This is a genomic window from Pseudoalteromonas sp. Ld19, assembly GCF_045064135.1.
Lineage (GTDB): Bacteria > Pseudomonadota > Gammaproteobacteria > Enterobacterales > Alteromonadaceae > Pseudoalteromonas > Pseudoalteromonas aliena.
In genome coordinates this window covers 249,421-274,821 of record NZ_JBISHA010000019.1, presented here as the reverse complement: position 1 = coordinate 274,821, position 25,401 = coordinate 249,421, and the positions used below count along the sequence as shown (strand labels likewise).

Below are 25,401 nucleotides of genomic sequence, written 5' to 3'. Positions count from 1 at the left end.
TCCGGTTTTAGGCGGGTATTATACCCAAAGCCATATTAATTGCGACTCACAAAAACAAAAAGGCCATGTTTAAACATGGCTTTTTAGAATTAATGGGTAGATAACCTGAACTCTGGTTAAGAGATTTACTAACGTATTGAATCATCGTGATATTTAAATTTATCTTCTCTAGCCAGAGATTTTCAGTGAAAACAAGGCGAATTTACGCGTCAATAGCTTGCCTATTGCAAGTAAATTCAACGCAGTTAGCGCTGAAAATAGCGGCTCAAGATAGGTTTATTATCCAGAGTTCAGGTTAAATAGCTAATTAAGCGTCTTTACTCGCTAGGTATTCTGCGTAGTTACCTCTAAAGTCGATAACTTTACCGTCTTTAATTTCCCAAATACGGGTAGCTACCGATGATACAAATTGACGGTCGTGCGACACAAACATCAGTGTACCTTCGTAAGCTTCAAGGGCTAAGTTAAGCGCTTCAATAGATTCCATATCCATGTGGTTGGTTGGCTCATCCATTAGCAATATGTTTGGTTTATGCATCATAATTTTACCAAACAACATGCGGCCTTGTTCACCACCTGAGATTACTTTTACTGATTTTTTAATATCGTTTTGCGAAAACAACATACGACCTAAGAAGCTACGAACCACTTGTTCGTCGTCACCTTCTTGCTGCCATTGCTCCATCCATTGAAATAAGTTCATGTCGGTTGCAAATTCGTCAGCGTGATCTTGTGCGTAGTAACCAATGTTGGCATTTTCAGAAAACTTAAACTCACCGGCTTTTGGTGCTAAGCGCCCTGCTAACGTATTAAGCAATGTTGTTTTACCCACACCATTTTCACCAATAATAGCAATACGTTCGCCAACTTCAACTAAACCTTCAAGATTAGAGAACAATGTATTGTCGTCAAAACCTTGCGTTAAGTTTGTCATTTCAAGTGCGTTACGGAATAACTGTTTTTCTTGATCAAAACGGATAAACGGTGTTTGACGTGATGATGCTTTAACTTCGTCTAACTGAATTTTGTCGATACGTTTAGCACGTGATGTTGCTTGCTTAGCTTTCGATGCGTTAGCAGAGAAACGAGAAACAAACTGTTGGAGCTCAGCAATTTGGTTTTTCTTTTTGGCATTTTCGCTCAGTAGCTGCTCGCGTGCTTGTGTTGCTGCAAACATGTACTCGTCGTAGTTGCCAGGGTAAATACGCAGCTCGCCGTAGTCGATATCAGCCATGTGGGTGCACACAGAGTTCAAAAAGTGACGGTCATGCGAGATAATGATCATGGTACAGTCGCGCTGATTCAACACGTCTTCTAGCCACTTGATGGTATAAATATCCAAGTTATTAGTTGGTTCATCAAGAAGCATTATGTCTGGATTTGAAAACAACACTTGCGCAAGCAACACTCGAAGCTTGAAACCTGGTGCAATTTCTGACATCGGTCCATAATGCTGTTCAGTACCAATGCCTACGCCTAATAATAGTTCCCCCGCTTTAGATTCTGCAGAATAACCATCCATTTCAGCAAACTCAGTTTCAAGATCGGCCACTTTCATGCCGTCTTCTTCGCTCATTTCTGGCAAACTATAAATACGGTCACGTTCTTGTTTAATTTGCCATAACTCTTTATGACCCATAATCACAGTGTCGATAACAGAGTATTCTTCGTAGGCAAACTGGTCTTGGTTTAGCTTAGCAACGCGTTCATTTGGATCAGTACTTACATTACCTGAAGACGCTTCAAGCTCACCACTTAAAATCTTCATAAATGTTGATTTACCACAACCATTTGCACCGATTAAACCGTAACGGTTTCCGTCGCCAAATTTTGCTGAGATATTTTCAAATAATGGTTTAGCACCAAATTGCATGGTGACATTAGCTGTACTAATAATAGCGCTACCCTCCAAGGAGTAATGATGTATTTAAATTGCGCGCAGTTTATACCAAATTGGCTTTTTTTTCTATCAAAGATTATGACAATACAAGGCGTTAAAGCCTTTTTAAAATGCGTAGAACATTGCTTTGCTGGTGGCTTGTTTTTATTCTTAAAAATGTAAATTGACAGTGATTTTTAACGCTAACTACGTTATCGCCTATTTATGGGGAATAACTACATTACATAGGCTCTGCATTACCTAAATACAAAGCGCACTGCTGAAATTTCAACCAACAAAGATCAACTCGCCCTAAAATGTGAGTAAACCTCTTAACCAAATTTTAGGTTAATTTAACGCATTTCGTTATTCTTACTTTAGTTTATAAGCTATATTCATGAAAGCTAAGTACTTTAAAGTATTTGCTCTACATGTTGTTTTTTGAACAACGTGAAAAAATTTCAAATTAGTCCTTAGTATTTTTAAACTTTCCTAGCCCCATTTCCCTACTTTTTATCCTAAATAAACAAACATAACTCACACTTCAAGTGCAAAGTTAACCGTGTGTGAATAGCTATTCTTTTATATGATTTTGTTAATGAGTATTTTTCACTTTTGACGTATTTATTGCTTTGTTAGTCTGCAACTTCTTAAATTTAACTTTGTTAAAAAGCGTCGTTCACACACAAGGAAATACCTAATGAACAAAAGATTAGCATCACTACTTAGTGCAAGTATTGTAGTCGCTCCGGCTGTGTCAGCAGTTGAGTTATACAAGGGCGAAACCAACTCTGTTAATGCAGGTGGCTATATAGATGTTCGTGTGATCCATACCCAAGATCAAACTGAAGTTGTTAATGGTACATCACGTATTAACTTTAACTTTGAGCGTAAACTTAAAAATGATTGGATGGCACTGGCACTTGTAGAATGGGGTATAAACCCTGTTGGCAGTAGCGACATAGTTTACAACAACCGCTTTGAATCTATTCAAGATGAGTTTTTATACAATCGCTTGGGCTACGCAGGCCTATTACACGAAAAATATGGCCAAATTACCATAGGTAAACAATGGGGTGCGTGGTACGACGTTGTTTATAACACCAATTACAGTTTTGTTTGGGATGGCAATGCGGCTGGCGTTTACACTTATAATAAAGACGACGGCGCGGTTAATGGTACGGGTCGTGGCGACAAGTTAGTCCAATACCGTAACAGCTACAAAAACGTTAATTTTACCTTGCAAGCGCAGTTAAAAAATAGCGAATTTTATACGTGTGACGTGACTAATATTTCTGAATCTGGTTGCCAAAGTTTATGGGAGTCAGGTGATAGCGCGGCGCAAAAGGTCGAGTTTAATTCTACATTGGGCGGTGCAGTGACCTACAAGGTAACTAACATGTTAACACTTAGTGCAGGTGTAAACCGTGGTGAATTTGATCTTACTTTTGGCGATGGCACGACCCGCTCTGTTGAAGATTTAATTTATGGCGCAGGTATTACATGGGGTGATATTGATGCACTTGGTTTATACGTTGCCGCTAATATTAATAAAAACGAAAATCACGATACCGACAACTTAGGCCGTTTGATTAAAGACGCTATTGGTGTAGAGACATTCGCATCTTATCGATTTAACAACGATCTACGCTCTTTTATTGCGTATAACGTATTTGATGCAGGCGACGACTATGTAATTCAACCAAACTTTAATGCCGATCCAAATGATGTGTTTAAACGCCAATTTGCTGTAATTGGCCTACATTACTTTATTGACACGGACACAATTGCTTATATAGAAGCTCGAAAAGATTTTGGTGATTTTGAAAGCACTAACAAAGAGCAACAAGCTTTGATGGAACAATCTGAAGACGATGGTATTGCTATTGGTTTTAGATATACACTTTAAAATTCAGCGTATTTAAGCGTATAGGATATGCTTAATTAGCTAAGCATATCCTATACTAATTAGCTCCTATTCGAGTAAAGTGAAAACGATACTCATACTATGCTAGCTTTTAAGACCAAATCTTCCCCGTTGTTAAGAATACATCTAACAAAGCATAGTATGATGTGTTCTTTTTATGTGTTTATACTCTGCTTTAATCTTTATAACTCAATGTTTACCTGACCTTTTATCACCTGAAATAAACTGAGTTTATATACAGTTTTAATGTTTTATAAAATGATTGTAACCTCTCAACGCATTTGCAACGCTAAGAGATGGGTTGTCTGAGTGTTCAGCTCCAAGATTTACGGCACTTTCCCATACGAGCGTACTATTAGGATTAGCCGTTAAGGCTTGCTCTAGATTATTAAATGCCTTTAGCATTAGTGGATGCTCTGCACTGCCAACAGATAAATACAAATAGGTTGGCGAGTTAATTTTATCAGATTGTGTATCTAAAAATGTATCTAGCTTTTTAACCACGGTCATATCGTCGTACCAAGCTGCGGGGCTAAATGCAAAGTAACCATTAAACAGCTCAGGTTTAGTATGCAGTGTATAAAGTACAAAACTCCCTCCTGCTGAAAAACCACTCAATACACGATTATTTGTAAGCTTATAATTTGCAGATAAATATGGCAGTAACTCGGTTTCAATAAACTGTAAAAACTTATCGGCTTCACCATTGGGCTCTGAAATTGCTTCAAGTGCCAAACGTGCCTCTGTATTTACATCTTGTCGTGCATAAGGAGGCACTAAATCACGATTACGTGTAAAGGTAAAAAATAAATTTGGAATAGACACTAATATAGCTTTATCCCCTTTTTCTTTTTTAGCTTGTTTGGTAAGTGCTTGATCCCAAGTTTCTAAGTTAAAATTACCGTCCGTTTTAATTATTAACGGATATGCTTTATTTGCATCGTAATTAGTCGGTAGTCTAATAAATACCTTACGCGACTCATTAAGCACTTTAGAATTAATGGTTACATCCGTATAAGCCGACACATAATGATTATAATAACGTAAAGCAAATACGCCCAAAGCAAATATAACCACGGCTAAACTTAAATTTACAATGTAGTGTTTTGTTATTTTTATAGCCATACGGCATTCCTTTATATGTTTTCTGGTTACACGTTATAAGTTACCGTATCTCAACCTACTTAAACTTAACTAGGGCCTGTTGACCTTTCAGGATTAAAATTTGTTCAATCTAGGGGCGATTTAATCGCGGCGCGAGGTTTGTAACCTAGTGGGCTAAGTAAAAACCGAGCAACAAAGAGTAAATAGTCCCTGGGCAGCGCCTGTTTGGCATTTATGCTGCGTTATCGCCTATTTATGGGGAATAACCACACTACATAGGCTCTGCCTTGCTTAAATACCAAACAGTCTGCTGCAAATTTAACCTCGAAAGATAAACAGGCCCTAGTGTTATTTTACAAGTGTTTGCTCAGCCCTGATAAACAGGCTCAAAGTAGCCCGCAACACGCATAAAAGAACACCTTAATATCAATATCACTGCTTACCTTGCACATTTATTTTTTTATACCAAAGTTCACCGTTGTTACTGGTTATTGTTTTTATTCTGCTTGGCAATAAATCGGCATTAAAGTTAGGTGTAAACCCTAGCTTAGTCAAAAGTTTATGTGAACATATATTTTTTATATTAACTTCGGCAAAAAGTTCATAAATTTGCAATGTATTTGGTAAGGTATTTATAAAACCGACTAGCGCTTCGCTCATTAATCCTTGTTGCCAATAATTTGGGGCAAGTTCGAACCCTATAAACGCACTATTGATTTTGTCCCCTATTTTATACAGACCACAAGTACCAATAAAACACGTATCAATATTATGTTCAATTGCAAGGCGGATAACTTCACCCTCGTAGTATGCGCTTATATCATCTTGTATTAACTGTTTAATATTATCTTTACTGAGCGGAGTTTTATAATCGTTAAATTGAGCAACGAGCGGATTATTTAAAATAGTAAACAACCCACCAGCATGTTTATGGGTGATCAAGCGAAGTGTAACGCGTGGTAATTTTAAAGTTTTAAACATTTATTTTTAGCTAGTCAGTTGAAATAGCGCTTTATGGAAATACATTATTAACTTACCATAACCCATTAACAAGCATTATATTGAGAGCCTTTTTCCATGAGTGACGAATTTAAAGTAATACAACCAACAACCACTGTTTTTTGTCCAGAGCGCGGTGAAGGTTGGACCTTAACTGGGATCACTAATATTAATGAATTTACCTCTGTAATGTTTAATGGCACCCGCTATACACTCCCAGCACGGGAAATAATAGAGCAACTTTTGCCAAACCAGTTAGCTCGTGAAACGCAAAATAGTTAGTTTTATGATAAAAAGTAAAATGCTGTTTTATTTATCATAAAGCGGCCTTTACAGTTTAAAGCCCCGTATAAATTTAATATGAAAGACCTTTAAACTATTTCAGGTCTATTTATTATGCTTTAAACATTCATCATATCGATGCGAGATTTTATGAAAAAAATATTAGGCCTAGTTTTAACATCATCTGTGCTGTTTTATGCATCACTTGCTCATGCAGCTAATACAGAAAAAGCCGTTTTAGCTGGAGGTTGCTTTTGGTGTATGGAAAGTGACTTTGAAAAACTGCCAGGGGTTACTGATGTAATATCGGGCTTTACTGGCGGCAAACTTAAAAACCCGACATACAATGGTAACCATAAAGGCCATTACGAGGCCGTAGAAATCACTTACGATCCAGCAATAGTCAGTTACCAAGGTATACTTGATCATTTCTGGGTTAATATTGATCCCTTTGATGCTAAAGGGCAATTTTGCGATAAAGGCCCTAGCTACTTAAGTGCTATATTTGTTGAAAACGACGAACAACGTAAATTAGCTGAAAAAACAAAAGCAGCAGTAGTTGCCGAGTTTCCTAATCAAACGGTGGTTACACCAATACTAAACGCAAGTACCTTTTACCCTATTAAAGGAAAAGAAAGCTTTCATCAAGATTATTACAAAAACAACCCAATCCGATACAACACCTATCGCTGGCGTTGTGGACGTGATAGCCGTTTAGAAGATATTTGGGGCGACAGAGCTACGCACTAACCGATTATAAATTTTAATACACTAAAGGCTGCTTTTATTAAGCAGCCTTTTTATTGTTAATGCTTACCTGTTAGTTAAAAGTTGTACGTAGCAGATAAACGTACATTCCTTGGCGTACCTGGTTGAACCCATACATCTGCAAACGAGTTTGTGTAATACGTCTCATCGAATAAGTTATCAACCTCAGCGCGTAAACCAATATTATTAGTGAGCTCATAATTAATAAATGCACGTGCTGTTGTGTAACTTGGCAGCTCAAAATCGGTACCAAAAAAGCCGTTTCGTGAGCCTACATAAACCAAGCCTCCACCAAATTTAACAGCTTTACCATATAACTCAGACGATTTAATTAGTTGTAAACTAAATTGATGCTCAGGAATATTTAATAAAGAGCTTCCCGCTTCTACTGTATAACCAAAGTTAGCATCAAAAAATGAGTTTTCAATAGTTGCATCAACATACGCATACGATGCCCAAATATCTAGAGTATCGGTCAGTTCACCGTTTATATCAATTTCAAAGCCTTTACTTTGCGCTTCGCCAATTGCAGCAAAAGTAAATGCAGTGGGATCGTCAACTACCAGCATATTGTCTTGCTCTACTTTAAATACAGCAATGGTGCCAAACAGCGCGCCATCGTTTAAAGTAAACTTAACGCCAAGCTCAGATGACGTAGATTGATTTGGCTCAAACCCATCTCCGTTTAAATCAGTACCCGATAAAGGTCTAAAGTTTTCACCATAAGCCGCATAAACAGAGACAAACTCACTCGCCTGATACACAACACCAAACTGCGGGCTAACACGCGATTCGCTTTGTTTAGATTGAGTATCAGCTAAGCGGTTATTAAGTGTTTGTTCGTAGTCATCAAAACGTGCACCAATACGTATATCAAGCTTATCGGTTAGGCTTATTTGGTCTTGTATAAATATACCTAACGACTCTTGTATTTCTACCTTGTCGGTATTGGCTGTTGGTGTAGGTAACTCATACGCTCCATACACTGGGTTAAAAACATTTATATACTGATCGCCACGTACACGAAGAACAAATTGATTATTTTCGAACTTATCAGAATCAACACCAATTATTAAGCGGTGATTTAATCCAGCAACCTCTAAATTACCGGTTACTTCTGCGCGGTATACTTGGTATTTAGCATCGTAATCACGGTAGCGTCTAAAACGATTTACTTTGCCATTTTCTACTACACCGCCAAAGCCTGTTTCGGTTGCAAAACCTTCAAGCGATGTATCACGATAGTTTGCGCCCAGTAATAAACTCCAATTATCATTAAAGTCATGAACAAACTCTAATTGATGGCCAAGTACGTTTGCTTCTATCGGTCCATCGCCTGGCTCACCTAAAAAGCGGCTTTCTGGTATTAGGCCAAGCTTGCCATCTATTGCTAATACACCTCTATCAAACGGGACCTCTTGATTGCTATATTCAAGTTCATAAATTAGTTGGCTGTTGTCATTAATATTCCACGTTATTGATGGGCTAAAGCCTTGTTTAGTTGTTTCTATCGTATCGCGAAAGCTTTTCGCGTCTTCATAAAAACCAACCAATCTAATTGCTACATCGTCGTTAAGGGGCGTTGTGTAATCTACATCAGCACGGTAGGTATCAAAGCTGCCTACGCTTAGCTTTAGCTCGCCACTTGTATCAAATGTTGGGCGTTTAGTAACAAGATTTACTGTACCACCAGGCTCTCCACGACCAAATAGTGCAGCTCGTGGGCCTTTTAAAACCTCGACCGATTCAATACCCGATAAATCACGCGAACCACCAAAACCACGCCCGGCATTAAACCCATTTACAAGGTAATTACTTGGTAAGTTTTCATCGCCTACAAAACCACGTAGTGCAAAGCTATTCCAAAGCCCACCAAAGTTATTTTGACGCGCAACCGAAGCCGATAAATCAAGTGCTTGGTTTAAATCTATTGCGCCTGCATTTCGAGTGCTTCTAAATCTATTTTCAGTTCTGATTGTGGGGTTTCTAAAGGTCTAAAATTACCTTGGTATGCTTGACGAGAGCCAGTAACCGCTAAACGCTCGAAAAACTCTTCAGCACTGTTTTCAGTACTATTGTTCTCATTAGCTGCAATAGCGTGGCTTGCAAACATACTTGCTAAGCAGGCACTAATATAAGTGAGCTTAAGCCCTTTTTTATTGGTATTCATGATAAACCTTGTTGATTAGTTAGCTGATAAATTTTGTTTTGGCTGAGCGTCTACATTGCTTAGCATTTTTTGTTCATTAAGTATGGTTTTGCTAAAGCTTGGCATATTTTCAAGCGCGGCTTTAGTTGGGTTACCTTTTACAAATAACCAAGGGTAGTAAAACGTTCGTAAGCTTTTATGAAATCCACGCATTTGCGATTCATACCTAAATGCCGCTACGGCATCTGTTTTAGCCAGTCGTGTAAAACTGCGTTGTAACAGTAATGGCGGTGAAAACCACGATACAATTCCCACTAATTGATACTTTGTATGCGCTGCATCACGATACGCATGTGAAAGTTCATCTGCTTTTTCATCGCCCACTTGCTGAAATGCGTAATACCATTTCCACTCAAACTCGCTTTGCATATCAACGTGATCTTTCCACTGTGGATTTGATGCAACAAAAGCATCCATTGTGGTTTTCTTTGGTAAGTCCCATGCATCGTTAACGGCCTCTCTTTGAGTAAGCACAATGTCGCCGCCCTTTGGTGAGTGCACTGTTTTGTTTATAACTAAATCGCCTAAAATAGGAATAATAAAAGCAACTAACACCCAAAAACCAATTAACGATGAAGCAACACGCGGCGCACTGTTGGCGTTTTTACCCCACCACACACTAAGCGCAGTCCAAAACGCAATGTAAATTACACAAATAAAAATAACTAACCCCACATCAGCAAGGGCCGAATGACTAAGCAATGTACCTATATAAAATGGCAGCATTAAACACACTATTACCGCAATCAACCGCACGGTTATACGTGCCCCCCATAATGCAAAGTAAGACCTAGCAGTAGTTACTAATAAGTCATGCCTACCGCTTGTTCGCTCATTAGCAAATAAATCATGAAATAGTAAAATAACTATCAGCGGTGCTAATGCACTTACTACAAATACAAAATCAATTTTACCTGCCTGCGCTAGTTCTGCGTTTTGCGCATCACTTTCGTAAATTTGTCCCTCTAGGGCAAGTAAATTTAAGCGGTGTTTCCATGGGTAAATATCGCGCTCGCCTAAAGCAGCAAACGCTAAATTTGAAGGTGATGAATACGTTAAGTGAAAACTGTAATAGGCAAGTGAGCCTGGGTCTTCGTATTTATGTTGAACGTTAGTTAAGTCTGTTAAATCGGCGGCTTTTAAGCGCTCAATAGTTTGCTTTTGCTTTTTTACTTCACTAAGCCCGCTGAAAACTGCAAACCCCGACATTACAAAGGTACACACCAGTAATACCACTAAGTATTTTTGACCAAGTAAAAAACGCCATTCACGCGCTAGCTGTTTTAATGGGTAACTCATAACAAACGCCTCCCTACAAATTTAATACTGCCTAACAATACTGCAATCCAGAGTAGTAGCTGTAAAAAAGCAGGTATACTTCGCTGCGTTCTTACTTCTGAGGTGTCTACATTAAAGATAAAATCTTGCAGTACTTGCCAGTTTTGAGCACTCACACGTGCTTTTTGGGTTGCTGCAGTATTGGCATTTCGGTTCATGTCATCTTGGTAGCTAAGCTTTTCTACATGAACTTTATTAAGCCCTTGTACAAAATCAAAGCGCAGCTGCTCGGTTTCACGTAAAAAACGATGATGCGTTTCAATACTTGTACCCACTACAATCATCGATAAAGACCGAATTGCCACCATAGGTGATACCCAGCCAAAATAACGCGATACCTTCGTTTGTTTAAGCTCAGCTTGCATACGCTGCTCAGCAAACTTATTGAGTACGCTCGTGAGTTTAGCCTCAGATTCGCTTGCCACTAGCCCTCTAAAATTAACGGGTAGCTCATCAATACTGCTCACGTTGTATTTATTAAGGAGTGATTGTTTAAATTGCTTAAATGCAGGGTCGTTTATGTTGTGCCCGTCACCTAGTTTTCTAAGTTCGGCTTTTACGGCAAAGTCGGTTTCTATTTTACCTGTTGATGGTATAGCCGTTGAAGCTGTTGTACTAGCTACACGTGGCATTACAATACACAGTAAAATCCATACAAATGCGAGAGCTGTAAAGCTGCTACTGTTTTTACTAAATAGGCTTGATGCCAATAAAATAAGCAGCACCCACACAGTTAAATATAAAGCGTAGCCAAACACAAAGCTTGCTACAGCAAGTAAGCCTTCACCTGAGTCAAGTGTAAATAAAGCCGATACCGTAAGCGGAATTAAAATTAATCCTACAACAGATATTAACGCAAGCCCTTTACCTGCAATGAGTGTTGCGCCCGATGTACCTTGCGATAACGAGTAAGATAACGTTTGCGACTCACGTTCACGGCTAATTGCGCTATAACCAATTAATATTAATAATAACGGTGCGAGTGTTTGTACAATAAACGCAGGCGTTAAACTGCCTAATTTAGTAAGAGCAGTACCTTGGCGGCTATCTGCAAACATCGCGCTATTTTGTCTGTGCCCTTCTAAAAATATTGAGTTACCCGTGTAGGCATCAATACCTGGGTCAAGTGTGCTCAGTGGCGAAGGCGCTCTAAATGCATAATGCCCATAATGCACCATTCTGTGCGGGTGGCGGTCAGGCTGATCAACAAAGCTTTGCTCAGCGCTTGTTTGCAGTTCGTGCCGAGTATGGCTTAGCTCCATCATAGTAATTGCGGTCACAATTACCGACGCAAGCGTAAGCACTAAACCAATGGCAAGTACGGTCATTGCAAGTTTTGAGCGAAGCCAATAGCGCCATTCATCCTTTGCAACAATAACCACCTTTGAAAAGTTATTTATACTCATTAAGCGCCTCTTTGCGCAAATGCGGCATGAACTTGCTCAGTATCAATACGGCCATTTTGTGGTGCGTCAAATTCGCCCACCAGCTCACCGGCACTTAATAAACCAATACGATTAGCCACTTGACATGCGCCGTATACATCGTGCGTAACCATTAAAATAGTCGCCCCCGTTAATGCAAGCTCACGCACAAGTTGATTAAACTCATCAATGGCAACTGGATCTAAGCCTGAAGTAGGCTCATCAAGTAAAAATATTGGTGCTTCACGCAGGATGGCAAGTGCAATTGCCGTTTTTTGCCTCATGCCTTTTGAGTAAGTTTGCATGTGGCGATCCCACGCATCTTGCTGCAAATCAACACGAATAAAGGCAGCATTGATTTGCTCGTCTGTTTTTTTTATGTCAGCAAGTGATAAAAAATATTCAACGTTTTCGCGCGCTGTTAAATGCGGATATAAGGTTGCCGATTCGGGCAAATATGCGGTTTTACCTCGCACAAAGTCAAGTGCTTGTGTTACCTCTTTACCCGCAACCTTTACCGAGCCATCAGTTGGTTTATTAAAACCAAGTAACGTTTTCAAAGTGGTTGATTTACCCGCACCGTTGCCACCAAGTAGTGCATAAATTTCACCTTTGTTCACGGTAAAATTTAAGTCCTTTAAAATAACTTTGTTTTTAATACTAAAATTTAGCGAGCTTACCTCAATGATAGATTGCGCTTTATCTATTTGGGTAGTGCTAACTTGTGGTTTAACGGTTTGTAATTCAATTGATGTTATTTTATTAACTGCAGTCACACTCACACTCTATTATGATCATTTTTGAATGCAGTATGTTATACTATAACAAATCTTAATTGCAACAATATAACATACCAATTGTTGCAGTGAGTTTATTAACGCAAGGTACCGAGATAATCTTTGTGGGTTATACAACGTAAAAAACGTGTGGATGAACTTTAAAGTACTTTTTATATAAGTTTAGGGTTTTTAGGAAAATAATGATCTTCTTGTTGCTTACATAAACTAAATTCACGGGTATTTTTATAAGGTAGTTTCATAAATCCTGCGACACCAACATCAGTAATATTGACGGCATATTGCATTAGCTTATTAAGCAAACGCTTAAACTCAACTTCTTTTGTTTCATCAAGTAGTCGGTAGTAGTGGTGAATCTTCATTCTGTCGGGCAGTGCTTCAAAAATAATACACCCTGTGTGGTGGATCTGGTTAAGCTCAAATACACATTTAATAACTTTTTTGGGTAATTGTAATTGCTCGTCAGGATCTTTACCGTCTTCAAAGTACGAGTGTGGCCGTGTTATTTCGTTAGCTTTCATACTAACGACTTCGTAATCAAGTTCAGGTAGGCTATCAAATTTAAATGCACCAGTCCCATCGCGCTCTAACTGAATCGTTTTACGTGCATCAAATAAGCAGCACTTAAATAACCCTTTTTGATTAATTGCTTGGGCAAGCATCACCGTATTATTTATAGCATCGCTAAAGGCATCGCCTAAAGACTGGTCATGTATAATTAAAGATGATTCAACAAACAGCGAATCATCTTTCCAATGAAAACTAAGCCCACCCACAGCGGGGTATTTAGCCAGTCGGCTAATTGAAGCTAAAAATGCTTTTTCTGTATCGCCAGTATCAAATAGAAATTCTTTATAGTAACGATCGAGTTGAGCATCGTTTACGTCAAGCAACTGCTGATTATGATCGGCCTGGCGTAAAAACTGTTTACGTGAACTATATACAACCGTGTCAGGCTGTTCTTCTCGGCCATACCAAAATGGTATGGCCGCTTTTTTTCGATTTTTTTCAAGGGTAGGTAAATAAACTTTAGCCATAGTGGTAATATTGCGCATAAAGTAATCGCCAGCGCTATCGCGTATCGCTTTATTTTTACAAAGCATGCCATCAATAACTTTAGCTAGCTCTTTTGGTAATCCTAAACTGCTTGCAGGTATTGCTTGAGCCCCAAAACGGCACGACTGCGCTGATGCAAGTGCATACAAAGTAGCGGCTACACCTTGTTCATCAAAGCGAGGGGATGATTGCTCACCCGACATTTGTGCTTCACCAATAAAGTAAACATCGCCCATACGCGCATTAGTGGTACTTAAGTCGCCCGACATTAAATCCATAAAGTTACTAGCAACTGGATTACCATCACTATCAACCTGGGCAAACACAGAGCTGCCCCAATCAACTAACGACAACGCATTGGTATTTTTATCCCATACAAGGTTTGAAGGTTTTACATCACCATGGACTATAGGCTGCGGACTTACTCCATTTTTATGACTTCGCAAATCAATTAATACATTACGTAACCTAACCGCTAATGCCATTATTTGCGCCGCGCTGAAGCGCCCAGTTTTAAGCGATACTTTTTCAAGATCTTCACCAATGGCCCTTGCCATCATTAAAATCCCTTGTTTTTTGATACGCTCAAATGCATAAAAGGTTGGCACTAACGGGTTATTAATTTGCGAAAGCATATACGCTTCATCTTCAAGCCGATCTCGTACACTCTGTGCAAGCGTAATACGCGAAAACTTAAATACCCAAGGTAAGCTGTTACCGTCATCCCCTGCAAACACAAAACCAAACGCACCCGACCCAATCATTTCAACGTTTTTATAGCCCAGCAGCGTTAACTGCTTAATACAGATATTAAGCCATTGACGATGTTTTTTAGCATCGCGGTGTGAAAGCAAATAGACAGATTGCTCTTCGTTGATATAAAAATTGCGGATTTCTTTGGCTTTCAATGCGGGCACTCAAATTTATAAAACTAACCAATTATTAGTTTTATGTAATGAGATTACAATAGCTTGAATAGGAGTTTTTAAATCGTTGAATAAAGTAGCGCCGTGTTTATCCTTCGCGGTTAAATTTACAGCAGAGAATTAATTGTAAACGTTAACGCTAAAGCTTACTTAGCTAAAAGTAAGCTTTTACAATCAACTGTATATAAATACAGTGCATTGTTATTTTACTAACTTTCAATAATACGAAGATGCTTAAGTGATGATACATTTATGTGCGTTTGATAATAATATTTATTAGTTGCTCTACCGCGACTCATAAAATCGATAGTTACTCGTTTAGCTTCGCCTGTTACTTCTATTGTTTTATCAATAAAAAAGGTTTCTACAGGTTGTCCGTATTTACTTTCAAGCTCTGCTGCTACATTTGGCTTTATTGATATCGTAATTGAACGTCTATCGCGGTAATCTGTTTCTGTATTTAAATACAACCAATTACCCTGAGCCCCTGCCGCTTTAATGTGAAACTGGTAAGTGCCAACAACTCCTTTTGGTGCACTTTGCTCAGTTAAAGCTATAAGGTCCATATTTGTAGTTGTACGCTGACTTACTTCACTTTTATTAGGAACAGCACTACACGCGCTAAGCGCTAATACGCTGAAAAGAGTTATATACTTCAAGATACAATTTCCTTGCTTCTTTTTTGTGTTAATAAGAATGTAATGGCATTAATAATACCACTGTATGCATCATTGTTTCTATAAGAGAACCAAATACTTTCAATCAGTTAAGGAGCATTACGCTGAGAAGGGTTTGTTTTAAAGCTTTTTAACCTACTTTGCGGATTTACCACCTCTGCATGTTGTTTAGCTGCTTGCGCCCACCACGTTAATCGACTAAACGTTCGTGAAAAATAATTAAACCAAGACGATCTATCTTGCCCTGCGATTGGCTTTCCATCCACATTAAACACATCTTGTGCTTTGGGTACATGGATCATCGCAGAAACCGGTAAACACCGAGCTCAGATAAAAAAGTTCGCATAGTGACCACAGCTCTTACCCCACCCCATTGCCCTGCAGAATAAGTAACATTAGGTATTTTCAGTTAAAACAAGGTAAATCAAGCGTATAAAGCAAGTCTATTACAAATAGATTCAACGCACTTCGTTCTAAGATAAACACTTTAAAATGGATTTATTCTTCAATGTTCAAGTTAAAGTTTGAGCGAAAGCAATATACTGAAATACAGCTTTCGCAAATATAATAAGTTATCACCTAATGACTCAAATAAGCCATTAAGGTAATGAGTGCAACATAAAAACAAACACCTAATAAACAGATCAAGTTAACCTTTTTAGCTTTGCTCACCTTAAACGAGGCAAAATCTTTAATATCATTTTTAAACTGCCCAAAAGTAACTACTTTCAATACCACACAGCCCGTAGAATAAAATAAAAAGCCTAAAATGGTATCAACAAGTAACCAAGTAAAAATCTCTACAAATACACTCATACTATTTCCTTAATTCGCATTAATATAAAACATCCGTAGTTTATGAAAAATAATTTAGCAAAAAAAATCTATATTACAGTCCAACTCCAAGTCTTTTTAACAGCTTAAATGCTATTTCTGCATTGTTCGCTATTTTCATAACTTTTTCGTTTTCAGATGTTGCTTCGTTTACTTCTATTAATAATACATGTAACTCTTTAAGATCGTCATCCGAAAAGGCTTTGCGTAATTGTGGCGTTGAAAGCGGCAATGAGTTCGTGAGCTCATTTGCAATGCTGGAAATATCAGCATCAAATTCATTTTTTATATCATTTAAGCTCATGCTCATATCCCTTTATTTAAAGTCCGGCAGTGTTTAATGAGTCATTTATAAATGTGCTTATAGCAGGGGGAATTGGAATTATGTTCCCAACTTCTTTAACGGCTGATTGTTGAAAATTAACAATCGCATTAGCACTTATTAATAGATTAGTAATACTTTCATTTGCGGCAATAGTATTTTTGGTGTTTGACATAATTATACTTTTCATACTGTTCGCTTTAGCATTAATTTTAGATCTTACCTCATCCCTGATCAGAGCAGATAAACCAGCCACGCCTTCATGCTGTTGCGCTGTTAATACCGCGTTTTGTGCAATACTTTTTTTAGAACGGTAGCTCTCATTCGCCTTTGCATACACTTTTGACCATTTTTCATCAAGCATACTGTACGCAGATAGCTCCCAAGCCTTAACCATTTCAACACCGTTTTCACCTAAGGCGTTTATCCCCACAGACACTTGTTTATTTACATCAATTGCCGCTTGAGGAATATTGCTACAGCCTGTTATCACTACAAATAGTGAGGCAATAAGCGTGATATTTTTGATCTGCATTTATTTTATCCCAACGATCTATTTTTATAAAATGAATGATATCGATTATACATATTCAATTGATAAGTTCCCCCACCTTGACGATTATTTCTAAAGGTAGGTTAGTCTAAATAGCTTTAGTAAAATGCTAAAGCCATAAAATATGTATATTTTCAAATTTCAACATGCATACGGTTAGATACGACACCAACACCGCCAGCTAACAGGTAGTTTATTACACCGTTCTCTATTTTTAATAAAACCTCGATACAACTTGGTGAAGGTTGGAGCATAGAATACCCCTGCTCTATTTTAAATTCAGTTTGCCTAAATTTAAGAATGTCATGCAGAAAACAAGCAAGCGGTCCGGCAGCCATACCCGTTGCAGCTTCTTCTGTAATTCCATAAAGAGGAGCAAACATTCTTGTTGAAGCATCTCTTCCCAGAATATTAGCCTCAAGAGTAAAAACATAGAAACCAACAAGACCATATTTTTCAGAGATTTCTTTAATGATTTCATGGTCTGGACGTAAACCATCAAGAGCTTCTCTACTTGTTACACCAACAAGCATAAATGCATTTCCTGTATTTACTATCATTGGATCTGAGAGAGTAATATCTGATGAAATACCAAGTGCTTCCAGAACTGCATTTTTTTCTATCACGCTAATATACTTAGGGGCTAACTGTTCCATATAGGAAAAATCACCATTAACTTGAATATCTCTTCTTCCATCGATGGTTTCTTTGGAAGTTATTGAATTTTGTAATGATCCAAGCTGCGACAAATAACTAAAAGTTGCAATAGTTGCATGCCCGCAATGAGCTATTTGCTTTTTTGGGGTGTAAAAATCAAGCTTAAAATCTGCAATTTTGGACTTTGATACAAAAGCCGTTTCAGATAAACCTACTTTTTTTGCTACAGCGAGTTTTTGTGACTCGTTTAAAGAGTCTGCATTAATTACATCCCCAGCAGGGTTACCCCCTTTTCCACCGTCGGTAAATGCATTCACGATTGCTACTTCAACTTTCATTGTTTGTTCCTTCTATGAATATTAAAGTGAGCTTAGCAATGTAGACTACACTCTAGGTCAAGCATTTTTGAACCTATAAATTTTATTTTTTGTTACTTCAATATAGTGGTCAATATTATTTTTCTGTATTTGTAATTTACCTAGATGCTCTTCAAGAAATGCTACGCAGAGCATGTGCTCGTTTTCATAAAATGCTTTGGTGTATTTTTTTATCTCACTCAAAGACATGCCAGAGTTTTTCATGCAAGAAACCCAATTAAGCACGTCTACATCCATTAAGTCATATGATCGATGGCCGCTTTCATCTTTTTCAGGCTTTTTGATAAGACCTTGTTTTTCATAATATCTAATTGTATGAATACCAAAGCCTGTTTTACTACTAAGCGTACCTATTTTCATATTATTAAACCTTTAGCTGACTAACTGCACTGCTTAACCTAGCTCTAAAAATTTAAGAGCTATATAATATTTCAAGATAACGTATAAATCGTAAACCAATTCCCATTTTAATCTTTATAGCTAAATCCTGAGTTCGTAACAATCTGCTTGTATATGGGTTTATTTAATGATGAAAAATTACGCCGATGATACAGAGTAATTAAATCCATTAAATTGCTTAAATATTTATACAAGTTGATATCACTAGTAGCACATTAAATTGCCAAATCAACTGCTTTTCGCGCATGTTCGTACGTCGTATCTAAAAGCCTAATATGCGTATCTTCTTGTTTAATTAGCATACCGATTTCAGTACACCCTAATATGACGGCCTCCGCTCCTTGCTCAGCAAGGGCATCAATTATTCTTAAATATTCAGCTTTAGATGATGTAAGAGCGCGCCCTAAACAAAGCTCTTTATAAATAACATTATGAACAATAGCCCTATCTGATTTTTCTGGAATTAAGACCGACAAACCGTGTTTTTCTTTTAACCGACTTTTATAAAAATCTTGCTCCATAGTAAAAGCAGTACCAAGTAAACCAACGGTTTTCACTCCCATTTTAATAAGTGTTTCTGCTGTTGCATCAGCGATATGGAGCAAAGGGATAGTTATACTTTCCTGAATTTGGGGAGCAACTTTATGCATCGTATTTGTGCAAATTAATAAAAAATCAGCACCTGCACGTTCGACATTTTTTGCCGCTGCGCAAAGTATATCCGAAGTTCCATTCCAATCACCTTTGTGTTGGAGTTTTTCGATTTGATCAAAATCAACGCTATACATGACAATTTTAGCTGAGTGTAAGCCGCCAAGTGACTCCTTAACGCCTTCATTTATCACTTTATAATATCCGGCAGAACTTTCCCAACTCATGCCACCTAAAAGACCAATTGTTTTCATACAGTGCCTAACACATATAGTATTGCAGTTGGTTTATCCTAGTAGTTAGCCAATTAATTGTCTATTACATAACGTTTTTATATACTGTTAAGTGTAACCAATTGTTTAAAATGTGGTTTACTTAGTTGAAGATTTTCTTAAAATACATTCATCCACTACCAAGTCTTTTCATAAACAGATAACAACTTTACGCCTGTTGCTTTCGTTTCTTGATAAATTATGTTTTGATAAATTATGTTTTGATGAATGAAGTTGAATTGCAAACCTTTGTTGTTTAACAGCTTCATTCATAACAGAGCCCGTAGAAGCTTAAATAACCTGAACTCTGGGTAAGAGATTTACTAACGTATTGAATCATTGTGATATTTAAGTTTATTTTCTCTAGCCAGAGATTTTCAGTGGAAACAAGGCGAATTTACGCCTCAATAGCGGGCCTATTGCAAGTAAATTCGACGCAGTTAGCGCTGAAAATAGCTGCTAGAGATAGATTTATTATCCAGAGTTCAGGTTAAATATAATAAGAGAAAATAATGGCAAAATTTAATAACAATAGCGTAGTTATATTAAGCGCAGTACGCACCGCTATAGGCGGTTTTGGTGGCAGTCTAAAAAATTTCACCCCTGCCGAACTTGGCACACTTTGCGCAAAAGAAGCCATTTTAAGAGCCAAACTGTCACCCGAACAGATCGGCTCATGTGTAGTAGGTAAAGTAATACATAATGGCCCTAAAGATGCTTATCTATCGAGAGTTATTGGCTTAGACGCAGGATTACCTATCAGCAGTCACGCAGTGACACTCAACCGATTATGTGGCTCGGGTTTAGAAGCCATTATACAAGCAGCACAGCAAATCCAATTAGGCGATGTAGATGCAGCTTTAGCAGGCGGAACAGAAAGCATGAGCAGCTCTGGTTATACCTTAGAAAGTAACCGGTGGGGCCAAAAAATGGGTAATAGTATCGTGGTGGATGAATTAACCACCACATTACAAGATCCGTGGGATAATAACCCAATGGGAATAACGGCTGAAAACATTGCAGAAAAGTATAATATTACTCGTGCGCAACAAGACACCTACGCAGCCCAAAGCCATCATAAAGCGTCGAAAGCTATTATCGCAGGGCATTTTAAAGAACAAATTATTGCTATAGAAATAAAATCAAGAAATAGCGCCCACATTTTTGATACTGACGAGCATGTTCGCGCTGATACAACGGTAAAAAAACTATCGACCTTACCACCCTATTTTAAAAAAAATGGCACAGTAACAGCAGCAACATCATCTGGTATTAACGATGCAGCGGCAATGTTGGTACTTATGTCAGAACAAAAAGCGCAAAAACAAGGCTTAAAGCCTCTAGGAAGATTAGTCGGTTATGCAAGAGCTGGTGTGGCACCCGCATTAATGGGAACAGGGCCTATCCCAGCTGTAAAACAGGTATTGGAAAAAACAGGGTTAACAATCGACGATATGGATGTGATTGAGTCAAATGAAGCCTTTGCCGTACAAGCGTTGTGCGTAGCACACGAGCTAAATTTTCCTGAACACAAAGTAAATCCAAATGGCGGCGCAATTGCTTTAGGTCACCCTGTTGGCGCAACAGGCGCTATTTTATCTACCAAGTGCCTTTACGAACTTAAACGTATTAATGGTAAATACGGTTTGGTCACCATGTCTATTGGTGGCGGACAAGGTATTGCTGCTATTTTTGAAGTGCTTTGACTGTGAAATTTTTGTTTGATTAATTTATAAAAACATTTATAAGAAAATAAGATATTAAACAAGCATGCCGTTAATTACATTATTACTCTCATCTCTCAGTACAACCTTCTCCTGCGGGGCTTAATGCCCCACAGTTTATTCATCGGTCCGCTACTCACTTGTATATCAGGAATTTTTAACACCGTTAGCGACTGGTTTATCCATCACATTAATTAAGCATTATTGCGAAATTGGTATAAGCCATGTTCAACAATAAAGCCTAAACAAACGATTTTTTATTTTATGCTCTGTTACTACCGTAACCTGAAGCCATTAGTTATTTTTTTGTAGCTGTTTACTAAGTTGATCTAGCTCCATACTCGCAGCGGATACCTGATCAGCACCAGCCGCGTTATCAATAGCAGCTTGTTTAATTGAATCAATACTATGCGCAATTTCTTCAGACATGCTACTTTGTTCATGCGCTGCTGTTGCAATAATTTCAGCTCGGCGAGCTATATAATCTATTTGGTCAACGCTATTTTTTAATAATTTTTCGCTTTGGTTACAATGTGCGAGGCAAGAGCGCAGCTAACTGCTTTAAATCCGTTTAAGCAGCTTATTTTATTTATCCAAACCATTGTTTTAATGTTTCTTTTGCTTTTATCGCATGTTCACTTTTAATATAAGCAGCTACAGCCGCAAATGCTGCGACTAAAACACCAAGATCATCAGAATAACCTATGATAGGTGTAATATCAGGGATCGCGTCTATTGGCGAGATAAAATATCCAAGCCCACTATAAACTGTAGTCTTAGCCCAAATCGGTGTGTCTGAATCTTGAGCTGAGTAATATAGCTTTAGTCTGGTTCTAGGACTATTTTTCCTGCAACCTTCGCAAAGTTTTTAGTTTTATCCCAAAAACTATTTTCGCTGAACTCTTTTTCAAATTTATTATCTGACAATTTTAATTACTCCATTTCTGATTGAAAGCACCTCTCACTTAAGGGCTTGATTTTTTTAAACTGTCCTAATCATCAGTAATCAAATTAGAAGATGCTCTTTTATAGTCCCAATTTTTGAGCCAAGTATTGTTGGTTTACTTTTATCATCTGATATGGCGTTAATGACATAAATTAAATGGACACACTGATCAATATACCTTTCAGTTGGTGCCCAATACATAGGTACCATTCATATTACAGCAAACCATAATTCTAATAGGCCTTGGTCTTCAGGAGTTGTTGAAGTTTATTACCGTGTTTGGATTCACTCTTAACGGCTAAAACAGACAGCGCTCTGAATTAATAAATAATACCGTTGTACTAAATTTACTTTTTAGGTTAAAAATTTATCTTTTACTATTGGGTTACTTTCATTTCATCCAGTAAATAAGCTGTTTGTACTCTTAAGCCTAAATTAGGCGCATGAAAATACGCTGCATGATGCAGTTTCAACTTTTCTACTGAGTAATTTAAGTTTTATGCTAGTAGCTTTTCGCAGTTACTTATATTGAATCGCCGTTTTCTGTTTAAATTTTCACAGTAGCTTACTTGTGAGCTGGGTCGCCCTACTGCACCATGAAATACGCGTGTAAATTGTGTGGTGAGTTTTAACCAGTTTTCTGGAGAACAAACTATTACAGCGTTAAGTGACTGGTCCCATTTTACGTTTTTATCTTAACGCCGTAAGTATTAAGCAGTTTAACCACATACTCAAAATTAATGCCCTCTTGATAATTAAGATAGTTAAACATTGATTTACTAAGAGGGTATGAGGCGCTGCGCTTTTAGAGGGCATAAATGGCTTGAACCTAAACGATTTCCCAATTTAAGTTTTGAATAAAACCAAAATTTGCGCCTATTTGTAATTAATTATTATTTTTATAGGTTTAAGTGAAATAATTAAATAGCTTTACCTGTCTTATAGGCTAAGTGTAAAAGCTAATTAGCTAAAAAGCTCCTCTGTTTGATGTATTCAAACCTGTCGAATCTTTTTAAAGCATTAAATATAAAATTATAAGAGGTAAATAATGGAATTTACGAATAAACGCACCATGCTAATTACAGCATCTTTATTATTGGTATTGGCGATATCACAGGCTATTTTTTCTGCCCTTTACAGTGCTCAAATTAGCTTTTCAAGACAGTTTGCTTGGGGGCTAGAAGCGCTGGTATTTACTTTACTTGTTGCCTTTGCAGGCACATCTATGGTGCAAGCAAAAAACGCTCAACTAGGCTGGTCGGCAATCGCGTTTAGCGCAGTACTTAATATAGTACAGGTGAGTATTGGCCTTACTTTGTTTTCTACATTTGGAAAAGTAGCGGGTACCGTAGAAGGCGCACAACCTTTAATTGGTGGCGTGGTTTCTTTGTCATTCATGATTTACTACGCAGCAAAAGTATTATTGGGATTAGCAGCGCTTGTTTTTGGACTATCTTTTATCGCTAAAGGTGGCAAAGCGATTGGCGGGCTTACTGCCTTAGCTGGTGTTGTTGCAATGCTTGCTAATGGTATTTTAATTACCTTTGGTCGTGATGGATTCCTTCCATCAGCTGTTGCTGGCGCTTCAGGCATGATTGCAACGTTACTTTTAGCAATTTGCTTGATTAGCCTAAACCGTAAAGCCAACTAAGGCTTAATAGTTTACAAGTAAGCTCTTCATTTGAAAAAAGTATAAACATCGGCGTGTATTAGAGTGCTAATTCGCCGATGTTTTACATTTAGAGGTGTCAGCTGTCTTATTTTTTAAGACTAATTCACAAAGAAGATATGAGGCGCTGCGCTTTTAGAGGGTTAAAAATAGCTTTTATTAAAAGCTTTTAGCTAATATATGTTTTGATGTATGAAATCAAGATTGATCTCTGTTCACTATTCATAAGCTTCAATTCCCAGCTTGAATAACTAACTCGATAGCTTCATCAATTATATTAACCGAGTAACGTGCTCTAGTTCTTTCACCTGAAGGACATGCAATTCTTGGTTCTGAATATTTAAAGTTCTAACCGCAACTGGGGGATCTCAATGACCCTATAAATTCATAAACTCACACAGTATTTACGCGGCTGGGGACACTACTGCCTAATAGCCAACACGTATCAACTAACAGTGGATTTAGATCATTGGATCCGCAGTAGGATAAGGATGTGCTACTGGCGGCAATAGCGTAAACCTCGCACCAAAGTACGCAGTTTAATGAAACTGGGTGTTAGCGAACGACTCGCCATAGCTTGTGGTATCACCAGTAAAGGGCCTTGTCGAAGCTCAAAAACAAAAGGAATTAACATTGCGCTAGGCAATGACTATTTAGCATCACAAGGTTTAGTGTCATTGAGAGATATTTGGATCGGTATTCATTACGGGAGACGAACCGCCCATTGCGGATCCGCATGATGGGTGGTGTGGGGGCTGGAGGTTAGAGACCTCCGGCTACCCGATTAAAGTACTACTCATTCAAATCTATTTCATCATCAGAGGTATCATCGAACTGCTCTCTCAATTTCATTTTTAGCCAACTTCTGGGAGTTAAATCTGACATAATTTCAAAAATTTCTTTTTCACTAATATGTAATTCACTCAAACGAATCACTAATAATCTTGCATGTTTTGAATCAATATACTTCGAATTTGTTGAACCTCCACGACCAACTTTTTTATTAATAATTAGTACATTATCTAATATATCGTTCAGGACATCTTTGTCGTCTCTTTTAGGTAGATCTAACGTTGGCTCATCACTTTGTATTTGTAAAATTTGTGTCTCTAACACTGGCCAAAGTGCATTGAATGACATTTCTAGAACCGACTCCTGCACTTTAGTACTGTCTAGTTGTTTATTTATACTCTTCAATAACTTAAGAATACCGTCTTTATCTAACGTTGTATGATTCAAGTGTTTTAGAGGAGAACCAGAATTGATATCACGTACTTGTAAATCAACTAAAACAGTAAATACACGACTTTCGTTTAGGCCTTTCGATAAAGCTCCTGATTCAAAAAGAATCCAAGGTTTGTCTTGGTTTTCCTTTGTCACAAATACTAGCCCATAATTAGTATCCTTAAGTTGTTCCAATATGTCGTTTAACCAAATTGAGCCCCGATCTATATCTTCAGATGAGACCCATGGTTTAACTGCATTCAAGATACATGGAACCCATTCTGAGAATGCCATCGCAGTTTTGTGACTTTTTGTTCCCGACCAACTATAAAACATTTTCATATATACTCCTTGCACTTTAACAGCTTATTGAACACCTCAAAACGG

General features: G+C 37.8%; 22 protein-coding genes and 4 pseudogenes. 6 read left to right on the top strand and 20 right to left on the bottom strand.

Annotation, left to right across the window (positions count from 1 at the left end; all coding sequences use genetic code 11):
- Positions 1-307: 307 nt before the first annotated feature.
- Positions 308-1,897 (bottom strand): ABC-F family ATPase, encoded by a 1,590-nt coding sequence (locus ACJJVZ_RS11015; protein ID WP_182702095.1) that lies wholly within the window; start codon positions 1,895-1,897, stop codon positions 308-310.
- 682 nt (positions 1,898-2,579) lie between these two features.
- On the opposite strand from ACJJVZ_RS11015, the gene ACJJVZ_RS11010 reads away from it, so the two are divergent.
- A complete protein-coding gene (locus ACJJVZ_RS11010; RefSeq protein ID WP_405600401.1) occupies positions 2,580-3,788 on the top strand; it encodes a porin in 1,209 nt (402 codons plus the stop codon).
- Between the two features lie 261 nt (positions 3,789-4,049).
- On the opposite strand, the gene ACJJVZ_RS11005 is transcribed toward ACJJVZ_RS11010, so the two are convergent.
- Together ACJJVZ_RS11005 and ACJJVZ_RS11000 are read right to left on the bottom strand one after the other, a co-directional pair.
- A complete protein-coding gene (locus tag ACJJVZ_RS11005) occupies positions 4,050-4,931 on the bottom strand; it encodes an alpha/beta hydrolase (protein WP_138585548.1) in 882 nt (293 codons plus the stop codon).
- A 411-nt stretch (positions 4,932-5,342) separates the two neighbouring features.
- Entirely contained in the window at positions 5,343-5,891 is a 549-nt protein-coding gene (locus ACJJVZ_RS11000; RefSeq protein WP_405600398.1) for a GNAT family N-acetyltransferase, read from the bottom strand.
- A gap of 96 nt (positions 5,892-5,987) precedes the next feature.
- On the opposite strand from ACJJVZ_RS11000, the gene ACJJVZ_RS10995 reads away from it, so the two are divergent.
- Both ACJJVZ_RS10995 and msrA read left to right on the top strand, forming a co-directional pair.
- On the top strand, positions 5,988-6,191 hold the full coding sequence (locus ACJJVZ_RS10995) for a hypothetical protein (RefSeq protein ID WP_077537883.1): 204 nt from the start codon (positions 5,988-5,990) through the stop codon (positions 6,189-6,191).
- Between the two features lie 150 nt (positions 6,192-6,341).
- The gene (msrA, locus tag ACJJVZ_RS10990) at positions 6,342-6,941 is read left to right on the top strand and encodes a peptide-methionine (S)-S-oxide reductase MsrA (protein WP_077539014.1); all 600 of its coding nucleotides are present in this window, start codon (positions 6,342-6,344) and stop codon (positions 6,939-6,941) included.
- A gap of 74 nt (positions 6,942-7,015) precedes the next feature.
- Here msrA and ACJJVZ_RS10985 read toward each other — a convergent pair.
- The 13 genes and pseudogenes from ACJJVZ_RS10985 to ACJJVZ_RS10925 all read right to left on the bottom strand — a co-directional run bounded on the left by ACJJVZ_RS10985 (position 7,016) and on the right by ACJJVZ_RS10925 (position 19,433).
- A pseudogene (locus tag ACJJVZ_RS10985) lies at positions 7,016-9,129 on the bottom strand (TonB-dependent siderophore receptor).
- A 15-nt stretch (positions 9,130-9,144) separates the two neighbouring features.
- Complete coding sequence (locus tag ACJJVZ_RS10980; protein WP_405600395.1) at positions 9,145-10,467, bottom strand: DUF3526 domain-containing protein; 1,323 nt, start codon at positions 10,465-10,467, stop codon at positions 9,145-9,147.
- Positions 10,464-11,912: an ABC transporter permease gene (locus tag ACJJVZ_RS10975; protein ID WP_405600393.1), complete on the bottom strand. Its 1,449-nt coding sequence runs from the start codon at positions 11,910-11,912 to the stop codon at positions 10,464-10,466. Before ACJJVZ_RS10975 ends, ACJJVZ_RS10980 begins: the two co-directional genes overlap by 4 nt.
- Positions 11,912-12,679, bottom strand: coding sequence for an ABC transporter ATP-binding protein (locus ACJJVZ_RS10970; protein WP_226894543.1), 768 nt, complete (start codon positions 12,677-12,679; stop codon positions 11,912-11,914). The genes ACJJVZ_RS10975 and ACJJVZ_RS10970 overlap by 1 nt, the downstream gene beginning before the upstream one ends.
- Before the next feature lie 200 nt (positions 12,680-12,879).
- Positions 12,880-14,691 (bottom strand): protein kinase domain-containing protein, encoded by a 1,812-nt coding sequence (locus ACJJVZ_RS10965; RefSeq protein WP_077537879.1) that lies wholly within the window; start codon positions 14,689-14,691, stop codon positions 12,880-12,882.
- 227 nt (positions 14,692-14,918) lie between these two features.
- The gene (locus ACJJVZ_RS10960; protein ID WP_077537878.1) at positions 14,919-15,368 is read right to left on the bottom strand and encodes a hypothetical protein; all 450 of its coding nucleotides are present in this window, start codon (positions 15,366-15,368) and stop codon (positions 14,919-14,921) included.
- Between the two features lie 107 nt (positions 15,369-15,475).
- Positions 15,476-15,780: pseudogene (locus tag ACJJVZ_RS10955) on the bottom strand (NADPH-dependent FMN reductase); the annotation flags it as partial.
- Positions 15,781-15,965: 185 nt separating this feature from the next.
- Positions 15,966-16,202: a hypothetical protein gene (locus ACJJVZ_RS10950; protein WP_138585554.1), complete on the bottom strand. Its 237-nt coding sequence runs from the start codon at positions 16,200-16,202 to the stop codon at positions 15,966-15,968.
- A 73-nt stretch (positions 16,203-16,275) separates the two neighbouring features.
- Entirely contained in the window at positions 16,276-16,524 is a 249-nt protein-coding gene (locus tag ACJJVZ_RS10945) for a hypothetical protein (RefSeq protein ID WP_182702084.1), read from the bottom strand.
- Between the two features lie 16 nt (positions 16,525-16,540).
- Positions 16,541-17,077, bottom strand: a complete 537-nt coding sequence (locus ACJJVZ_RS10940; RefSeq protein WP_405600389.1) for a hypothetical protein — start codon at positions 17,075-17,077, stop codon at positions 16,541-16,543.
- Between the two features lie 152 nt (positions 17,078-17,229).
- On the bottom strand, positions 17,230-18,090 hold the full coding sequence (locus tag ACJJVZ_RS10935) for a PhzF family phenazine biosynthesis protein (RefSeq protein WP_405600387.1): 861 nt from the start codon (positions 18,088-18,090) through the stop codon (positions 17,230-17,232).
- Positions 18,091-18,147: 57 nt separating this feature from the next.
- Positions 18,148-18,489 (bottom strand): MerR family transcriptional regulator, encoded by a 342-nt coding sequence (locus tag ACJJVZ_RS10930; protein ID WP_138585557.1) that lies wholly within the window; start codon positions 18,487-18,489, stop codon positions 18,148-18,150.
- Positions 18,490-18,743: 254 nt separating this feature from the next.
- Positions 18,744-19,433, bottom strand: coding sequence for an aspartate/glutamate racemase family protein (locus ACJJVZ_RS10925; RefSeq protein WP_405600385.1), 690 nt, complete (start codon positions 19,431-19,433; stop codon positions 18,744-18,746).
- Positions 19,434-19,963: 530 nt separating this feature from the next.
- Between ACJJVZ_RS10925 and bktB the strand changes: the two genes are divergently transcribed.
- Positions 19,964-21,157, top strand: a complete 1,194-nt coding sequence (gene bktB / locus ACJJVZ_RS10920; RefSeq protein ID WP_405600383.1) for a beta-ketothiolase BktB — start codon at positions 19,964-19,966, stop codon at positions 21,155-21,157.
- A gap of 312 nt (positions 21,158-21,469) precedes the next feature.
- Here the strand turns inward: bktB and ACJJVZ_RS10915 are convergent, their stop codons facing one another.
- The 3 genes and pseudogenes from ACJJVZ_RS10915 to ACJJVZ_RS10905 all read right to left on the bottom strand — a co-directional run.
- Positions 21,470-21,604 (bottom strand): hypothetical protein, encoded by a 135-nt coding sequence (locus ACJJVZ_RS10915; RefSeq protein ID WP_405600380.1) that lies wholly within the window; start codon positions 21,602-21,604, stop codon positions 21,470-21,472.
- A gap of 160 nt (positions 21,605-21,764) precedes the next feature.
- Positions 21,765-21,911, bottom strand: coding sequence for a DUF1232 domain-containing protein (locus ACJJVZ_RS10910; protein ID WP_405600484.1), 147 nt, complete (start codon positions 21,909-21,911; stop codon positions 21,765-21,767).
- A gap of 707 nt (positions 21,912-22,618) precedes the next feature.
- Positions 22,619-22,768: pseudogene (locus ACJJVZ_RS10905) on the bottom strand (transposase); the annotation flags it as partial.
- Between the two features lie 401 nt (positions 22,769-23,169).
- On the opposite strand from ACJJVZ_RS10905, the gene ACJJVZ_RS10900 reads away from it, so the two are divergent.
- Positions 23,170-23,772, top strand: coding sequence for a thiamine biosynthesis protein ThiC (locus ACJJVZ_RS10900; RefSeq protein WP_405600378.1), 603 nt, complete (start codon positions 23,170-23,172; stop codon positions 23,770-23,772).
- 365 nt (positions 23,773-24,137) lie between these two features.
- Positions 24,138-24,530: pseudogene (locus ACJJVZ_RS10895) on the top strand (group II intron maturase-specific domain-containing protein); the annotation flags it as partial.
- Positions 24,531-24,582: 52 nt separating this feature from the next.
- Here ACJJVZ_RS10895 and ACJJVZ_RS10890 read toward each other — a convergent pair.
- Positions 24,583-25,356 (bottom strand): hypothetical protein, encoded by a 774-nt coding sequence (locus ACJJVZ_RS10890; protein ID WP_405600376.1) that lies wholly within the window; start codon positions 25,354-25,356, stop codon positions 24,583-24,585.
- Between the last annotated feature and the right edge of the window lie 45 nt (positions 25,357-25,401).